Source organism: Porphyromonas sp. C0026D3, assembly GCF_056590775.1.
Genome location: NZ_JBWPWU010000010.1, coordinates 1 through 15,626 on the forward strand (window position 1 = coordinate 1; position 15,626 = coordinate 15,626).

Genomic DNA, 15,626 nt, shown 5'->3' on the forward strand with positions numbered 1-15,626 from the left:
GCGACAGTGCCAAGGCTATTCTTTTCAATTCTTTCATATTTTATATGCCTGTTTTTTTCGTATTCCAACATAGCACCCAAATGGATACCGATGACAAAGGTAGCATAAATTTACAATATCAAACAGTTGAGTGCTATTTCTCCGTGTAAAATTCAAAAAAAACAAATTGCGCCAGCCTATATCATATCGGGGCTTTCGTGGTGTGTCGTCTTTGGTGAAAAAGATCGCAAAAACCGAAAACGCCATTCCCTCCGTAGGCACCCCTTATATATATTGTGTCCTTGTCTTTTTTCTTCGTCCGGGTATCTCATTGCCGGACCGTTTGGCGGCCCCTAGCGGGGTCGTTTTTTTTGTTCTTGCTGGCCGAGTGTTGAGGGGCGGAGCCCCGATGACCTCCGAGTCAGCGATCACTCCGTCGGCTATGGTCGTGGTAAGGAGGGCGCAAAACAGATCGGCAAAAAGGGGAAAAAAGGGGTGTTTTTTGGGGATCAAAAAACATCCCTTTTTGGGACATTGACTCTCAGATGGTTATGAGCAGTCTTGAGTTTCACGGATAGAAGCGAAACTTTTCACGGACAGAAGCAAAAGGTTTCACGGACAGAAACGATCGCCCCGACGGATAGAAGAAAAATGTTGGTTTGGAATAACCCTTTTTTGCTACTTGTTGTGACGCTCAAAAGCAAAGGGAGAGTGTGCCAAGTTTTTGGCACACTCTCCCTTTGTTTTTGTAACTGTTTTATCGGGATTCTTCAGTCCTTGAAGAGGCGGATAGCATAGCCATCTATGCGCTCGTCGTAGGCGTTCCAGGTGGCATCTAGGTGACGTTCAAAGAACTTGAAGCCTATCGCATAGTCTTCGTAGCAGATCTGCTCCCCGGAGCCCTCCCACTTAGCTTCGGGGAGATCGCAGTGCGTGACAGGGGTCCAGAAGTAGGCCTTGTCCCCAAGACTCTTGATGACGCCAGGGGTCTTTGGTTCGACGTATCCACCTGCGGGGAAGTAGCGGACGATGTCGTTTTCGTTGTTGGTCTGCCAGTACTCTGCTGTCCGGATATCATTGACAGTGACATTGGCTTCCTCGGGGCCGAGTGGACGGACGGTGATCACATAGAACCAGCCTTGGTCATTGGCGGGGTCGGTGATTGTGGGGTTTTTCATGCGCTTGTAGTGGTAGGCGGCTCTGTACTTGTCGCCCTGACCTTTGAACCGGATGCCATACGCCTCGAGCGTGGTTCTGGGGACATAGTAGTCTCCGGTGAAGTCTAGGATTTTTCCGCCTACCATTATTTTCTCCTTCACATCCATCCTCATCGGTGACTGCTCATCCGCATCAATCGTTGTCGGAGGTGCGATGAGACCCAGCTCGTAGTAGGTGGGTACGTGGTATCCTTCAAAGGCGGGTGCGGTGACAATCTTCTTGCCGTCGGGGTTGTGGGTGGCATGTTGGGTGCCGGTGACGAGGTACCAATTGAAGTGCCCCACGGAGGTATTGGCGTGGTCGGTGGCAAATCCGGTGCCGTCGAGGTTGAGGTCGTACTCAGCCACGCTTGCAAATGGGTGTTGCAACCTCTTGCCGGCAAACTCGAAAGTCTGCCCCTTGTAAGCAATGGAGATCACGCCCCCCTGCTCGGTGATTTGGAGGTCGGACTTCTCTTTCTCCACTACTTTCTCCACTACTTTGGCCGGGATTGGCTCGCCACTCTCGGTGCGGACGGGCGCAAAACTCTTGCCAGCATCGGTGCTCACCTCCCAGTTGCCCTCGGCATCCACGCGGAGGAGAGGGGTGACACCCGGAGCTCCATCGTGTGCCTCGGCCTTGATCTTTTTGCCCTCACTGCCGGTCGTGATGAACTGATCGCCTATAGCCCAGTAGAGGACACCATCGGCATCTGCCTTGACAGAGACAGAGGAGCCGTGACGTAGGACGATCTTGGAGCCGTCGCTCATGGTCAGCTCATAGCCGGACTTGTCGGCCATCTCGGTGTAGGAGGTGACGGAGACCTTTTTTTGCTCCGCCTCGATGAGTTGTCGGAGAGATTTGATCTCGTCGTTGGCCGTCCTGATGGCTTGCTCGGTCTTGGCTCTCCAGCTCTCTAGGTTGCTGAGTCGTTTTTCCAGTCCTGAAAGGTCGGGCTTGCAGGAGGCAAGGATGAGGACCAGTGCGGAGAGAGAAAGCAGAATGGTTGAAAACTTACTTCTCATACTACATTATTGATTTATTGTTTATAAAAATAGCTTTCGTAAATGGATATGCAAAGTTGATAAGTATTTTGCTAGACAACAATACCTACATATTGGGATTTCAGAGGCGATGATCATTGGTTACCTTTGCAAACCAGGATTTTTGCACACTATTATAGATCTATTTTGATGAATTTTACGAGATACCTCGGGAGGGTTCTTTTTCTTTCGGCACTCCTCTGCTACTGGGGTGCTTTTGCACAGGCTCCGGCCAAGATCCGTGGTGTGGTCAATGATGAGCATGGGGATCCACTGCCCGGTGCGTTGGTGCGCATTGTGGGGAGCAGTGAGGGTACAGCCACAGATGTGGATGGGGCCTTTGTACTACATCGGAAGAGCAAAAAAAAGGGTGAGATCGTGCTGGAAGTACGGTACGTGGGTATGAAAACGGTGCACGTGCCCTGGAAAGGAGTGCCCCTGACGATCGGCATGACCCCTAATGTGGAGGAGCTGGAGGGGGTGTCGGTGACGGCTCGTCCCAATATCAACGATATCGATATCCGCAGCCGATCGGGTGTGGTGGCCGAGGTGGATATGAAACAGCTAACGAATACCCCAACGATTGACTTCACGACAGCACTGCAGGGAAATGTCCCCGGGCTGATGGTGGTAAACCGTGGTGAGCTGGGGGTGAAGCCTGAGATCAGGCTACGCGGGACGACCAGCTTCCGTCGTGGAGACCGCCCCAATGAGCCTCTGTATGTCCTGGATGGTCAGGTGATCAGCCCGGAGGCTTTTGTGACACTCAACCCGCTGGACATCAGGGAGATCCGGGTGCTGAAGGATGCCGTCGCCAATGCGCTCTATGGCGTAAAGGCAGCCAACGGTGTTCTGGAGATCACCTCCAAGAGAGGGTCGCCCGGTCCGCTCACCATCTCAGTCAGTAGCAATATGGGGATTACACTCCGTGGCAAACGCCCGATCCCGATGATGAGGACGGCGGAAAAACTGGCTTTTGAAGAACAAACTCGCGCCCTCAATGCCCCGGGGTATATCCTGTCGGAGGCTTTTTTTCGAGAGCAGCGAAAGCATGATATACAGAATGTCTACCGGGATATGTACGGGATCAAGCCCACTGAAAACATGCAGACCTATACCGACTTTGCCGAAAAAGAGCTACAGCGACTCCGCGAGATCGATACGGACTGGTTTTTGGAGCTGATGCACCCCAATGTCTACCACAACCACAACGTGAGCTTTAGGGGCGGAGATGATGAGATCCTGTACTACGTGTCCGGCAACTTTTCGGAACAAGGCGGACAACTGCCCGGCAACAAGGTATGGCGCAGTACACTACGGACAAGCCTGGACCTTGCGGTGCGGGACATGGGGTACATCACGCTCAGTACGAGCCTGGGCTTTTCGGAGACGGACTCGCCCAACAGCAGTACATACAGCCCCCAGCAAATGGTGGAGACCCTCAACCCCTACGAGTCTCGGTCGAGCGACAAGCTCTACTCCTACCGGGGAAAAAGGTACAGTGACCTCACCAACCAGTACCGTAGCAAGGGCAATAACTACCGTGTGGGGACGTCCGTCGGGATCAACCTCAAGCCGTTTGAGGTACTGCGTATCGATGGGATACTCGGGGTCGACTACCTCCTCTCCACTCGCGAAAACATCACACCGGCAACCGCTTTTTCTCAGCGAAATATCGGAAAAACCTTGGTTGAACTGGGTGAGATCAGTAGTAGCAAAGACAACGAGGTAAACACCACCAGCAATATCCGACTGACCTACAACCAAGTCTTTGACGAACGTCATGACCTGACCGTGAGTGCCAACACCGACTACTACTACACCTACGGGCATGCCCTGACCGTGCGCGGCCATGGGATCGGGCAGCTGGAGTCGCTGGCGGGTGTGAATAAGTCGATCCGTGGTGCGTATCGTCCCGATTTTTCGGGCTATGTCACGCGCATCGCCCAAATGGGGCTGGGGTTGGCCGTCGGCTATACGTACGATGGCAAGGTGGATCTTTTTGGCTCGGTCAAGGGTGATGCAACCAACCTGCTCCCCAAATCCAAGCGATGGAATACCGCCTGGGCTCTCGGTGCAGGCGTACATCTCCTGCCGCTGCTGGACATGGACGGCGGGCTCCTTTCCGACCTGAGCCTGAAGAGCAGCTATGGGCACACCGCCAGCCTCGGCGGAGTATCGGCATCACTCACAATCCCCATTTTTAGGTACAACCAAGAGGGCTACTACGGGGAGTACTTCCGGAACCTCTACCTGAGCGACCTCTACAACCTCAACCTCCGAGCCGAAAAGGTCCAAAACTACGACCTCGGCCTCTCTGTGGCGATCCTTGACGCACGCCACCGGGTGGACCTGCAGTTCTACAACCGCAAGACAGTGGATGCCCTCCTGATGGTCTCGGTGCCAAGCTCCAATGGGTTTCGGACTATGATGCAGAACGTGGGCATTCTCCTCAACCGAGGTATAGAGTGCTCTATCGCCAATACATGGGTACAGGTAGGAGACTTTTCGCTATCCACACGTGCGTCCATTGCGTACAACCAAAACCGAGTACTTGATCTCTACGACGGTCCGGTTCTGTACAGCTCGGAGGGAAGCGTCGTACCGGACTACGAGGTAGGCAAACCCTACGACATCCTCTACGGCTTTCAATCTGTCGGGATCCACCCTCTGGATGGCTATCCCATGTACAGAGATGCGGAGGGCAAGCAACATCGGTTCACACTAAACCCCAAGCGCAGCGACCTGGTCGACCTCGGGCACACCACCCCTCCCTACCAGGGGACACTGGGGCTGTCCATAAGCTATGGCGGGCTGAGCGTGGATGCCCAACTGTACTATGTACTCGGCGGAGTGAAGCCCTACATGAGCAACGTCGTTCGCGACAAAGCCAGCGCCTACAAGAACGCTCTGCGCGGACAGCTCGCCAAGACGTGGCTCCGTGAAGGGGACGATGACAAGCTCTACCCCGACCCGAACTTTAACTCGGGCGTCCTTTTCTTATACCCCAACAGCCGCATGATTGCACGGAGCGACTATTTGCGATTCAGTATGCTGAGCCTGAACTATCGCATTCCACCCCATTTTCTAGACAATAGTCTGGGGGGCATCGTGAAGTATGCCTCCATCGGCATCCAGGCGTCCAACCTGTTTACACTCAGTCCTTACCGAGGATCCAACCCGGAGGCCGGAGTGCACGATACGGGTATTCAGCCGGTCATCAGTGCCAGCCTGAGTCTTAACTTCTGATCCATCGCCAGAACCGTCATGAAAACACTGAGAGACTTATCCCTTATCATCCTTCTGACTCTTGCGTATGCCGGTTGCTCCCTCAATCAGCCGATAGAGAACGAACAGACGGATCCCGGAGCCATCGCCTCTGTACTCTCTGCCAACGAAGCTCTGAGTACCGCCTATAGCGATCTCCCGACCGAGCACTTCCAACTCTCTATCCTGGCGGAGGACTTTTACCCGCTCGGTTTTGCCAATAATGACCCGGTCCTCCTCAGGCTCTACAACTACCATGCCTTTGATCTCATGCTGTACGCAAGAGAGTTGTGGGAGAGCTACTACAAGTGCGTCATGGACATCAATGTCCTTTTGGAGCGGGAGCAGCAGTTGCGGACTGTCCTCGCCGACACAGACGACCTGCCACTACTCGACTACGTCATGGGCGAAGCGCGTTGCCTCAAGGCTATCTGCTACCTCGACCTACTCCGTCTGTTTGCCACCCCCTATGACGATCACACTTCACCCGAGGGGATCATCCTCAAAAACCAGACCAAGATGGAGCGCCTGCCCCGTAGTTCAAAAACCGCGACCGTGGAGGAGATCCAAAAACTGCTTGATGAGTCGGCCGAACTCTTTCGGAAGAGCCAAGGGGTCACACCTATTCATGGCAAAAGTGTCGCCTTTTGCTCCGACCGGACCGTCACAGCCATTCGGGCACGGCTCGCTCTCTATATGGGCGATTACGAGTCTGTGCTACGCATCCTGCCCCAAGCACCCGACCTCTCCACCGCACTGGATGTGGAGGCGTGGGCGATGCCCGGTGATCGGCAGTCCATCTTTGCTCTAGAGACGGCCAACACGTTTTATAACAACGCCTTTGACAGCAGTCCGATACCCGACCAGATCAAGTACGCCATCACAAAAGAACTGGCTTGTGTCTCTCCGGACAGCAGAGCAAAGAGCTATACCACCTATGTAGACCCGAACGAGATACTCCCCGGTAAGTACTGCCAGGCACGGATCCAAAGGAAAGAGATCCGTCGGTGCCACATCATCCGCCCACAAGAGTTGCTCTTCATCCGAGCTGAAGCACTGGCGCGCACCGGAGCCGAAAGCACCGCTGTTAGCGAAATCAATAGGTACCTCACCGGACTCAACGCCACGCCCATTGAGCAGCCCTCGGATCGCGAAGCACTGATCAAGGTGATCCTGCAAGAAAAGCAGCGGGAGTTTGTGGGTGAAAACATCAACTTCTTTGATATCAAGCGCACCCACCAACCCCTCAGACGCTGGAGACTCTACGGAGGGAGACTCTCAGATACCATCGCACCGGATGACTACCGCCGGACCCTGCCCATCCCGCCCAGCGAATACCGAACCAACAAGCATCTTGTGCAAAACAAGGGATGGGGAACGAATAATAATAACCAGTAAACCATTTACACACATGAAGACACTTATCAGACACACGTCCCGGATACTGCTATTATCTGCAGTCTTGATACTCGGAGCCTGTACGAAAGAAAGACCCGAATACGCCGGATCGGTGGAGTATCTACTCCAATTCCCCGACGGAACAACCGGCTACAAGGTAGAGATCGAAGACAACGGCGAGTTTACACTGATCCTAAAGAGCACAAAAAAACACAAAACTGATCAGGTACTGGAGCTCGACACCAAGGGTCTCAAACACTACACCATCACTCCCAAGACCATCACTCTGCCTGCCGGCCAAATCTCCGTCTCGACCAAGTTTGCCATCACGACCAATGAAATCGTGACCGAGACAGAGACCGTGACCCTCTCTATAGCCAACCTCAAAGAGGGAGATAAGTTCAAGAGTCCGGCTTCACTCATCATAGCCCCCAAGTACATCTACAAGCTATCCGAGCGAGACAAGGCCTTGCTCGCTGCTTGGAAAAGTAATCTGGGCATCAACCTCCGTCCACTCCTCGGTGATCTTGTCTGCGAGGGTACTGTCACGGAGCCGGGAGGTGGTTCGCCGGAGGCACGATTTGGACAGCCCCGAACCACCGAGATCAAAGATCAGGTCACCACACTGGTCATCAGCAGACACGCCACTGAGGAGCGACCGGTATTGGAGATGACCAAAAACGCACTGGGACTGGAGAGCTACTACAAGGACCTCTACCTCTGGAAGACCATCCTGGATACGGAGTTTTGGAACGAAGGGAGCGAGTATGCACCACCTTCACCAAAGCTCATCATGAAACGGCTCAACTGGACCAAAGAGACGCCGATAACGCTCAACCTCTCCCTCATCAATATTACGGTAGACCCACAGGACAAGACGAACCTGCTCTTCACCGGCGTTCCGGCGGAGGCAATCACCGGTGAATACCGTCCCAACCCCTTTGACCCCAAAATCACCAAGCTGCTCGAAGATACGTATCCTGCCCTAATCCTATATGAGGATGGGATATACAATCTTTTCCACTTTGACCTATCCATCTGGAACGAACTGGTAAAGTTAAGCAAGACGGACAAAGAAATTCGAGATGCGTGCCAAAATGGCAACGTCAGCCCCTTCCAGCTCTTCCTTGATACGCGGATCGACAAGGATCGCTGGAAAGCTGACGCCGATGTCACCCACTATGTTGCCCCAAAGGCGACCATAGACTACGACAAGCAGACCATCCACTTCCGGACCGTTATGGATCAATCTGATGCTGCAGCCTACACGGTGGTCGACATCACTTGCAAAAAGAAGTAAGATGTCCCACAGACTCCTCACACTACTCCTAGCCCTCGTGACCCTCTCTCAGGTGTCACGAGGGCAAGAGTTTGTACGACGTGGCATATTGCCGTGCGGACTCACCTACCACATTACCTCCGACCCTCGCTGGAGCAAGAGCAAGTCCGAGGCCAGGCTTGTCCTCCCCATTGGTTCTCTCGAGGAGAGGGGCAAGAGTGGAGTGGCCCACTTTATAGAGCATATGGCTTTTCGGGGGACCAAGCACTTTCCCGACCGTTCGATTCAGCAGTTCGTGGAGCGACACGGGGGAGCTTTTGGCTACGATCTCAATGCCCTCACCGGCTACGACCGCACCATCTACCTCCTCTCCTTTGCTCCGGAGCAGATCGACACCGCACTACTAATCCTCAGCGACTGGCTGGGCAATATCAGCATAGAGCCCGAGGCTATCGACCAAGAGCGCCCCATCATACTGGAGGAGATGCGCCACTTTGTACCAAACGACCCCCACGACGACCTCTTTGTCGGCTCCGGGGTACACGCCCGACGCAACCCCCTGGGCAGTGAGGCCGATGTACGGAGCATACGGCAGGACGATCTACTGGACTACTACCGCAGGTGGTACCGACCCAAGTACGCCCATATCATCCTAGCGGGGGCCTACCCGGCAGAGGTGGTGGAGCAAAAGCTCAAGGCACTCTTTGCCAAGTACCCCAAGACCACTCCTGAGGCCCCCCCCACACGTCCCCGGCTCGAGTACCCCGACAGCCCCATCTGTCGTACCGAGACGGACACCCTCTACCGAACACACAAGCTGCGGTACATTACTCCCTTTGCCACAACACCCAAGGACTCCCCACAGCGACTGGCCGAAAGACTGGTTGCCAAGCTCCTCAACCGCCTACTCCGTCAAGTAGACGGTGGGACCCTCTCCACTTGGCACTACCTTGCCGGCACAGGGCTGATGGAGATCGAGGTCACCGATACAGATGAGACAAAACTCACCGACCGACTCCACACCTCCCTTAGGCTACTCGACCAAGTCCGGCACCACGGTCTGGGTCAAGACCGAGACTACCTCACCGCCTTTGTCCGTCAAGAGACCGACACCCCATCACCGACCACCGGCTTGCCTACACCCACACAAGTCACCGACCAGGTCATCGATTCGCTCATCGAGGGTGATTACCGCCCCGGCGACGACACTCTGCCCACGGCAGATCATCTGGATCGGATCGCACGACAGTTTTTGAGCTCACAGTCCACCCCCATTGTCCTCTACCGTCGGGGCGAAAAAGGGGTACGTGTGGCGGAGGATTTTTTGGCCTACGACCGCACCCTCTCCCTCTCTCTTCCACACTTGGTACTAGAGGAAGTCTCAGCCGATACCCCTACCCCTGAGAGTGAGGCTCCACAGTCACTTCCACGACCCCGTTTAGAGGAGATACGCCCGATCGACACCACCGTCTGCGACAGCCTGGGTGTCACGATCGCCCACTATCCCGGAGGACACCGGCTTTTCATCAAGAGCCTAAACGACCCCGAGGCACAGACCCGCATCATCTCCTCCAGTCCGGGAGGCATCGACTGCCTACCCTCTCCCGGCTACGCCGATATTGCCGCAGTGGTGGATGAGTCCGATGACTGGCAAACCCTCTACCGCCATGGACTATCCGTGGGGAGCACGATTGGTCCCAGCCGTCATGGCTTCTATGCCTTTGCCGAAAAGGCAGACGCACTACCGATGTTGCTTGCCTATCTTTACCAAAAGATCGACACCCCGGCTCCGGACACAGCCTTTACCCCCGACACGACCGCACAGGAGCGTGAGTCTCTCCTCTCGTCACTGATCACCCGTGACCCCGGACACCGTGTCACCGCTCTCACCGACACGATCCTGGGACATGTATCCACAGCCAAGCCCACATCGGTGCCGACATCACTCGAGGCTGGCCGGGTATACCGATCACTCTACAGCAAACTGGGTCGAGGCTACACCATCATCTGTACCCCCCTTAGCCCCGACAGCGTCCTACGAGCATTTGGCCGGACCCTTGCACACTTTTCAGCAAGCACACACACCTCTATGCCAGACCGGCTCCCCACTGCACAGAAAGCACACATAGCTCCAAGCGATACCAATAGCACCACCCACTACCTTTGCTGGGGATCATTTGAGCCAAGTCTCCGAAACGGACTGATGCTCAAGATCGTCCGCGAAGCACTCCGAGGCCAACAGCTGGATCTCCTCCGGACAGCCGAGCGGCTAGTCTACTCTCCCACGTTATCGCTCGAGTATACAGCCCTCACACCTCACGAGGGACGCTATGTCCTCGACTTGCAAAACAACACCCTCACCAAGCACTTGGAGCGACTACGCCACCTGGTGGAGCCTCTGGTGGACGACTTTGACCTCACTCCTCAGCGACTTGACGAGATCAAGAGGGGCTTGTCCGCCAATAGAGCCATGGCACTAGCCGCACCCACACCGGCCGACTGGATGGATATCCTCACCGACCTGCTGGACAAGGGTGAGAGCATACCCGACTTTGAGCACTACGACGAAATCCTCCGGAGCATCACGCCCCAAGAGGTCATTGACTACTGGAGACAACACCTCGCACCCACAAGACAACACCAATGGATCATCTACTAGACCAATTGCCCAAAATGAGCACCACAAGCACACTACGACACCTATTTGCCACCACGATGGCCCTAATCCTCGGCCTCACCACCCTATGCGCCCAAGAGCCAACCCCCTACAAGGTCTACAAGGCAGACGGCACACCTACCACCTATACCGACATGATCAACGACCTCTCCACCAGGGACGTGATCTTTTTTGGAGAGCAGCACAACTGCCCCGTAGCCCACTGGCTGGAGCTATGCGTCCTCCGATCCCTCTACCAAAAGCATGGTGCCCTCACCCTGGGTATGGAGATGTTTGAGACAGACACACAGCCGGTGATCGACGAGTACTTCTCGGGGCTGATCAGCGAAGAGCGTTTTCTCAGCGAGTCGAGACCGTGGCCCAACTACAGCACCGACTACATGCCCGTCGTCGACTATGCTCGGGAGCAAAAGATCCCCCTCATCGCCACCAACGTACCACGTCGCTACGCCGATGTGGTCAACAAAAAAGGACTTTCACTCCTTAGAGAAAAAGCCACACCACTGGCACTCAGCTACATGGCCCCCCTGACCTTTGAACCCGAACCCGGTGAAGCAGGCTTTTTTGGTGCCATGCTCGGCATGGGAGGACAGCAGAGCGACCCCGAGCGCGTGGAGCGACTCCAGGCCGCACAGAGCCTGAAAGATGCCACCATGGCCCACTTCATCATCCAAAACAAACGCCCCGGCATCCCACTCCTCCACCTCAATGGCAGCTACCACTCCATCAGCGACAAGGGGATCACACACTACCTCCGCCTATCCGACCCGACCCTGAAAGTCGGCACCATCGCCACAGCCAGACAAGAGGATACCGACCACCTCGACGAAGCCTACATCGGCATCAGCGACTACGTCATTATCATCCCCGAGGACTTTACGAGAAGCTACTGACCCTTTCCACCTGAGACCACACCGGAAGTCTCGATCACGAAAAAGCACCCCCATGCAACCCTCCCTCACCTCATTACAGACAGGGAAAAGCATGGGGGTGTCGTTATCTATAGGTCCATGGCTTCCCCATCGGATCCACCAATAGAATCGGTGATCTCACGACCCGCCCAAGGGTCATCAACCGGTCGACCTGCTTTGCGACCCCTGGCGGGGTCATTTTTTATTTTGGGGGCTTTTGAACCCGGGGTCTTCGGGGCTACATCCCTCGACACTCGGGCTATGAAAAGGGCATCCCTGGTAGGGTGCCACCGACCAAACTCTGCTGATCTGTTTTGCGACCCAATCTACCGACCCAAATTATGTAGCCCGTTTGGGGTCCCAAACTATTGTCCCATTGGTGAACTCAATCAAACGATACAAACGGTGAATCCCAAAACAAAAAAAAAACAAGAGGAGGCGGGCGGAAAAAGGGTCTGCCGACCCCGCAGGGGTCGTGCTTTCATAGCCGGGTGGTCGAGGAGGGGCGAAAGCCCCGACGATGACCCCCGGAAAAGACGGTCTCCCCCACCACCTCACGACCCCGACAGGGGTCGCAAAGCAGGTCGGCAAATGGGACTAAGAAACACCTTTTTGGGAATATTGATAATCAGGTACTTATACAGGACGTTGAGTTTCACGGATAGAAGCGAAACTTTTCACGGATAGAAGCAAAAGGTTTCACGGACAGAAGCAATCGCTTAGACGGATAGAAGGCACCCCGACACACCCACTTTTTTGGGATAGTCCGCACAAAGAGGTAATTTTGTACCATACTTTGCGACAACGTGGCAACCCAATAACACCTCGCACACATTACTATATGGACGAAAACTATAGTCAATCGGAACAACTCATCGAAAGCCTAAAAGCAAGCTATGCCTCGCTGAATACCGGCCTGACTCAGCTACGCCATGACGTGGAGGAACTCCGTATCCTGATCGAGAAGCTGGAGCAAAAGAGCACCTCGAGTACCCCTGATGGTCGCTCGGCCGATCTCGGTATCGACACCCACTCCGATCTGTCCGACAAACCGACACTCGATCTGACGGACGATGCTCTCGGTCTGGACGACTTTACCGCAATACATGATGCCACAGTCACTCCCGTGAAGGAGCAGAAAAGCGAGCAGACACCGGAGGAGCACCCCATAAAGGTGTCCGTCGTCGGCCAACTCTCACTGGCGGAATCTTTTTTTTACGCCAATGAGCTTTTTGCAGGCAATCAAGGCCTTCTACGCATAGCCCTGGAGGAGCTGGAAAAGATGAGTAGCAAGCGACAACTCTACAGCTACCTGTACGATACCCTCCGGATGGACCGGGACAACGAAAATGTCAAGGGCTTTGTCGCCTTTGTCGAAAACCACCTGACCGAGGTCTGCTAATCCCCCCATGCCCGGTCTGCTGACCATAGTACCCACCCCCATCGGCAACCTGGAGGATATCACCGGACGGTCTCTGAGAGCACTCGCAGAGGCCGACCTGATCCTAGCAGAGGACACCCGCACCTCCCAAAAACTCCTCCAAGCCTACGAGATCCGTACCCCGCTCACCTGCTACCACATGCACAACGAGCACCGAGTGGTCGACGGACTGGTGGAGCAACTGTCGGGTGGGCTGAGTGCCTGCCTGATCACCGATGCCGGCACGCCCGGGATATCGGACCCAGGCTACCTCTTGGTGCGTGCGTGCCTGGATGCCGGCGTGGCGGTCACCTGCCTGCCCGGCCCCACAGCGTTTGTGCCGGCTCTGGTGGCCTCCGGACTGCCGTGTGAGCGCTTTTGCTTTGAGGGCTTTTTGCCCAACAAAAAAGGACGCCAATCCCGCATCCTCGCACTCAACGACCGAGAGATGACCTCTATCCTCTACGAATCTCCCAACCGACTGATCAAGCTCCTCGAGGAGCTGGAGACCTTGCTCGATGACCAAGCGCGCACCGTGGTGGTCGCACGGGAGATCACCAAACTGCATGAGCAGTACCACAGAGGCACGGCAAGCGAGCTGAAAGCCTTCTTTGAGAAAAACAAACCCTTGGGCGAACTGGTCGTCCTGATAGCCCCAAGCCCCAAGGTCGAAAAAAGTCACAAAAACAAATACAAGCCTGAATAAACAAAGGACTGCAAAATCATGAGAAAAATAGGTACACTACTCACCATTACGGCCACTTCACTCCTACTACTCGGCACAGCAGGGTGTGATGGAGGCGAAAGCAAACAAGAGCTCCGCAACAAGTACGAGCAACTCCTGCAAGAAAAAGCACAAAACGAACAAAACCTCAACGAAGCCCTCAACCTCATCAACGATGTGGAGAGCAACCTCTACGAGCTCACACAAGCCGAGCGAATGGTGGAGGTCGGTGCCACCACAGGTGAGCTTTCGGCATCGGAGCGCGACCGCATCCTCGGTCAGATAGAGGTCCTAGGCAAGTCGCTGCAAGAAAACAGAGACAAGATCAGTGCGCAAGAAAAGCTACTGAGAGAGCGCAATATCAACATCAAGTCACTCACCAAAAAGCTCAACACCCTCCAAGCTCAACTCAAGGAGAAAGAGGACACCATCCAAGCCCTCCAAGCTCAGCTCGGCGGACTGACAGCACGTGTGGCCAAGCAAGACAGCCTCATCGGTGACCTGGAGGAGAACCAAAAGGCACACGAGACCACCATCCAGCTCCAAGACCAGCGTCTCGCCAAGCAAGAGGCCGCACTCTACACTGCACACTACTGCTTTGGTACCCAAGAGGAGCTGAAGAGCCAAAAGATCCTTGCAGGCGGTGGACTGTTTAGTAGCGTAAAGGTGTTGCCGGAGGGCTTCAACAAAGATTACTTCCTCACCATCGACATCCGCAACGTCACCTCCATCGCCCTATTTGCTCCACGTGCACGACTCCGGACGGATCACCCCAAGAGCTCGTACCGCATGGACACCGACAAGGAAGGCAACAAAACACTGAAAATCCTGGATCCGGAGGCTTTTTGGAGCAAAGGACGGTACCTGGTCATAGAGGTGGAGCCGAAGTGATTCGGACGGTCTTCATCGACCTCGACGACACACTCTGGGCTACCCAGGACAACAACCGTGACAGCCTAGAGGAGGTGTACCGGCACCACAAATGGGCTGACCGGGCGGGGAGCTTTGACTCCTTTTTCGAGGTCTATCGCCCACACAACGATCGACTCTGGGCCCTCTACCGAGAGGGGACGATCACCAAGCAGGAGCTGACACTCCGGAGGTTCAGAGAACCTCTGGAGCCTCGGCTCGGCAAGCTGACCGACGAGCAGATCCTCAAGATCAACGAGGAGTTTTTGAGACGCTCGTCGGAGAAAAAAAAGCTAATGCCCGGGGCCCTGCAGCTCCTCCAAGCACTCAAGCCACTCTACCGGATCGTGATCGTCTCCAATGGATTCCGAGAGGTCCAGACGCGCAAGATGGAGAGTGCCGGCATCCTACCCTACATTGATGCCACAGTACTGAGCGAAGATGCGCAGGCCAACAAACCCAAGAAGGAGTTTTTTGCCTACGCCTTCTCCGTGAGCCATACCCGACCCTCGGAGGTGATCCTGATCGGAGACAGCTGGGATGCCGACATCATCGGAGCCCAAAACGCAGGAGTACCGGCAATCTGGTACAACCCTGCCAAACTGCCACGCCCCACCCTGCAGACACTCCGAGCCCCCATCTACGAGGTTGGGCACCTGGACGAAGTGCCACCACTGCTGACCCAGCTCAGGACCTGCTGAGACAGTCCTCCACCAAAGGTCGGTCGGACACCGGAGGTCGATACCGTGTGCACCAGCCGTAGGAGAGGCGGGGGCGGGAAGTTTTTCCCCGATCCATTCCCCATTCTTTTGGTACCTTTGC

Annotated in this window: 10 protein-coding genes; 9 read left to right on the forward strand and 1 reads right to left on the reverse strand. The window is 55.1% G+C overall.

Annotated features, from left to right (window positions below; genetic code table 11):
* Window positions 1-749: 749 nt before the first annotated feature.
* Complete coding sequence (locus AC1EK1_RS08120) at window positions 750-2,201, reverse strand: PL29 family lyase N-terminal domain-containing protein (RefSeq protein WP_480306995.1); 1,452 nt, start codon at window positions 2,199-2,201, stop codon at window positions 750-752.
* 168 nt (window positions 2,202-2,369) lie between these two features.
* Here AC1EK1_RS08120 and AC1EK1_RS08125 point away from each other — a divergent pair, with 168 nt between their 5' ends.
* The 9 genes from AC1EK1_RS08125 (at window position 2,370) to AC1EK1_RS08165 (ending at window position 15,505) form a co-directional block, all read left to right on the forward strand.
* Window positions 2,370-5,468 carry a SusC/RagA family TonB-linked outer membrane protein gene (locus AC1EK1_RS08125; protein ID WP_480306997.1) on the forward strand — a complete coding sequence of 1,033 codons (3,099 nt, stop codon included), beginning with the start codon at window positions 2,370-2,372 and terminating at the stop codon, window positions 5,466-5,468.
* A gap of 18 nt (window positions 5,469-5,486) precedes the next feature.
* Window positions 5,487-6,884: a RagB/SusD family nutrient uptake outer membrane protein gene (locus AC1EK1_RS08130; RefSeq protein ID WP_480306999.1), complete on the forward strand. Its 1,398-nt coding sequence runs from the start codon at window positions 5,487-5,489 to the stop codon at window positions 6,882-6,884.
* A 13-nt stretch (window positions 6,885-6,897) separates the two neighbouring features.
* Window positions 6,898-8,184, forward strand: coding sequence for a DUF4929 family protein (locus tag AC1EK1_RS08135; RefSeq protein WP_480307001.1), 1,287 nt, complete (start codon window positions 6,898-6,900; stop codon window positions 8,182-8,184).
* Window position 8,185: 1 nt separating this feature from the next.
* Entirely contained in the window at window positions 8,186-10,822 is a 2,637-nt protein-coding gene (locus AC1EK1_RS08140) for a M16 family metallopeptidase (protein WP_480307003.1), read from the forward strand.
* Window positions 10,807-11,733: a ChaN family lipoprotein gene (locus tag AC1EK1_RS08145; RefSeq protein WP_480307005.1), complete on the forward strand. Its 927-nt coding sequence runs from the start codon at window positions 10,807-10,809 to the stop codon at window positions 11,731-11,733. The genes AC1EK1_RS08140 and AC1EK1_RS08145 overlap by 16 nt, the downstream gene beginning before the upstream one ends.
* A gap of 859 nt (window positions 11,734-12,592) precedes the next feature.
* Entirely contained in the window at window positions 12,593-13,153 is a 561-nt protein-coding gene (locus tag AC1EK1_RS08150) for a hypothetical protein (protein WP_480307007.1), read from the forward strand.
* A 7-nt stretch (window positions 13,154-13,160) separates the two neighbouring features.
* Complete coding sequence (gene rsmI, locus AC1EK1_RS08155; protein WP_480307009.1) at window positions 13,161-13,877, forward strand: 16S rRNA (cytidine(1402)-2'-O)-methyltransferase; 717 nt, start codon at window positions 13,161-13,163, stop codon at window positions 13,875-13,877.
* Between the two features lie 18 nt (window positions 13,878-13,895).
* Complete coding sequence (locus AC1EK1_RS08160; protein WP_480307011.1) at window positions 13,896-14,786, forward strand: Cbp1 family collagen-binding glycoprotein adhesin; 891 nt, start codon at window positions 13,896-13,898, stop codon at window positions 14,784-14,786.
* A complete protein-coding gene (locus AC1EK1_RS08165; protein WP_480307290.1) occupies window positions 14,783-15,505 on the forward strand; it encodes a YjjG family noncanonical pyrimidine nucleotidase in 723 nt (240 codons plus the stop codon). The genes AC1EK1_RS08160 and AC1EK1_RS08165 overlap by 4 nt, the downstream gene beginning before the upstream one ends.
* The last annotated feature ends 121 nt before the right edge of the window (window positions 15,506-15,626 follow it).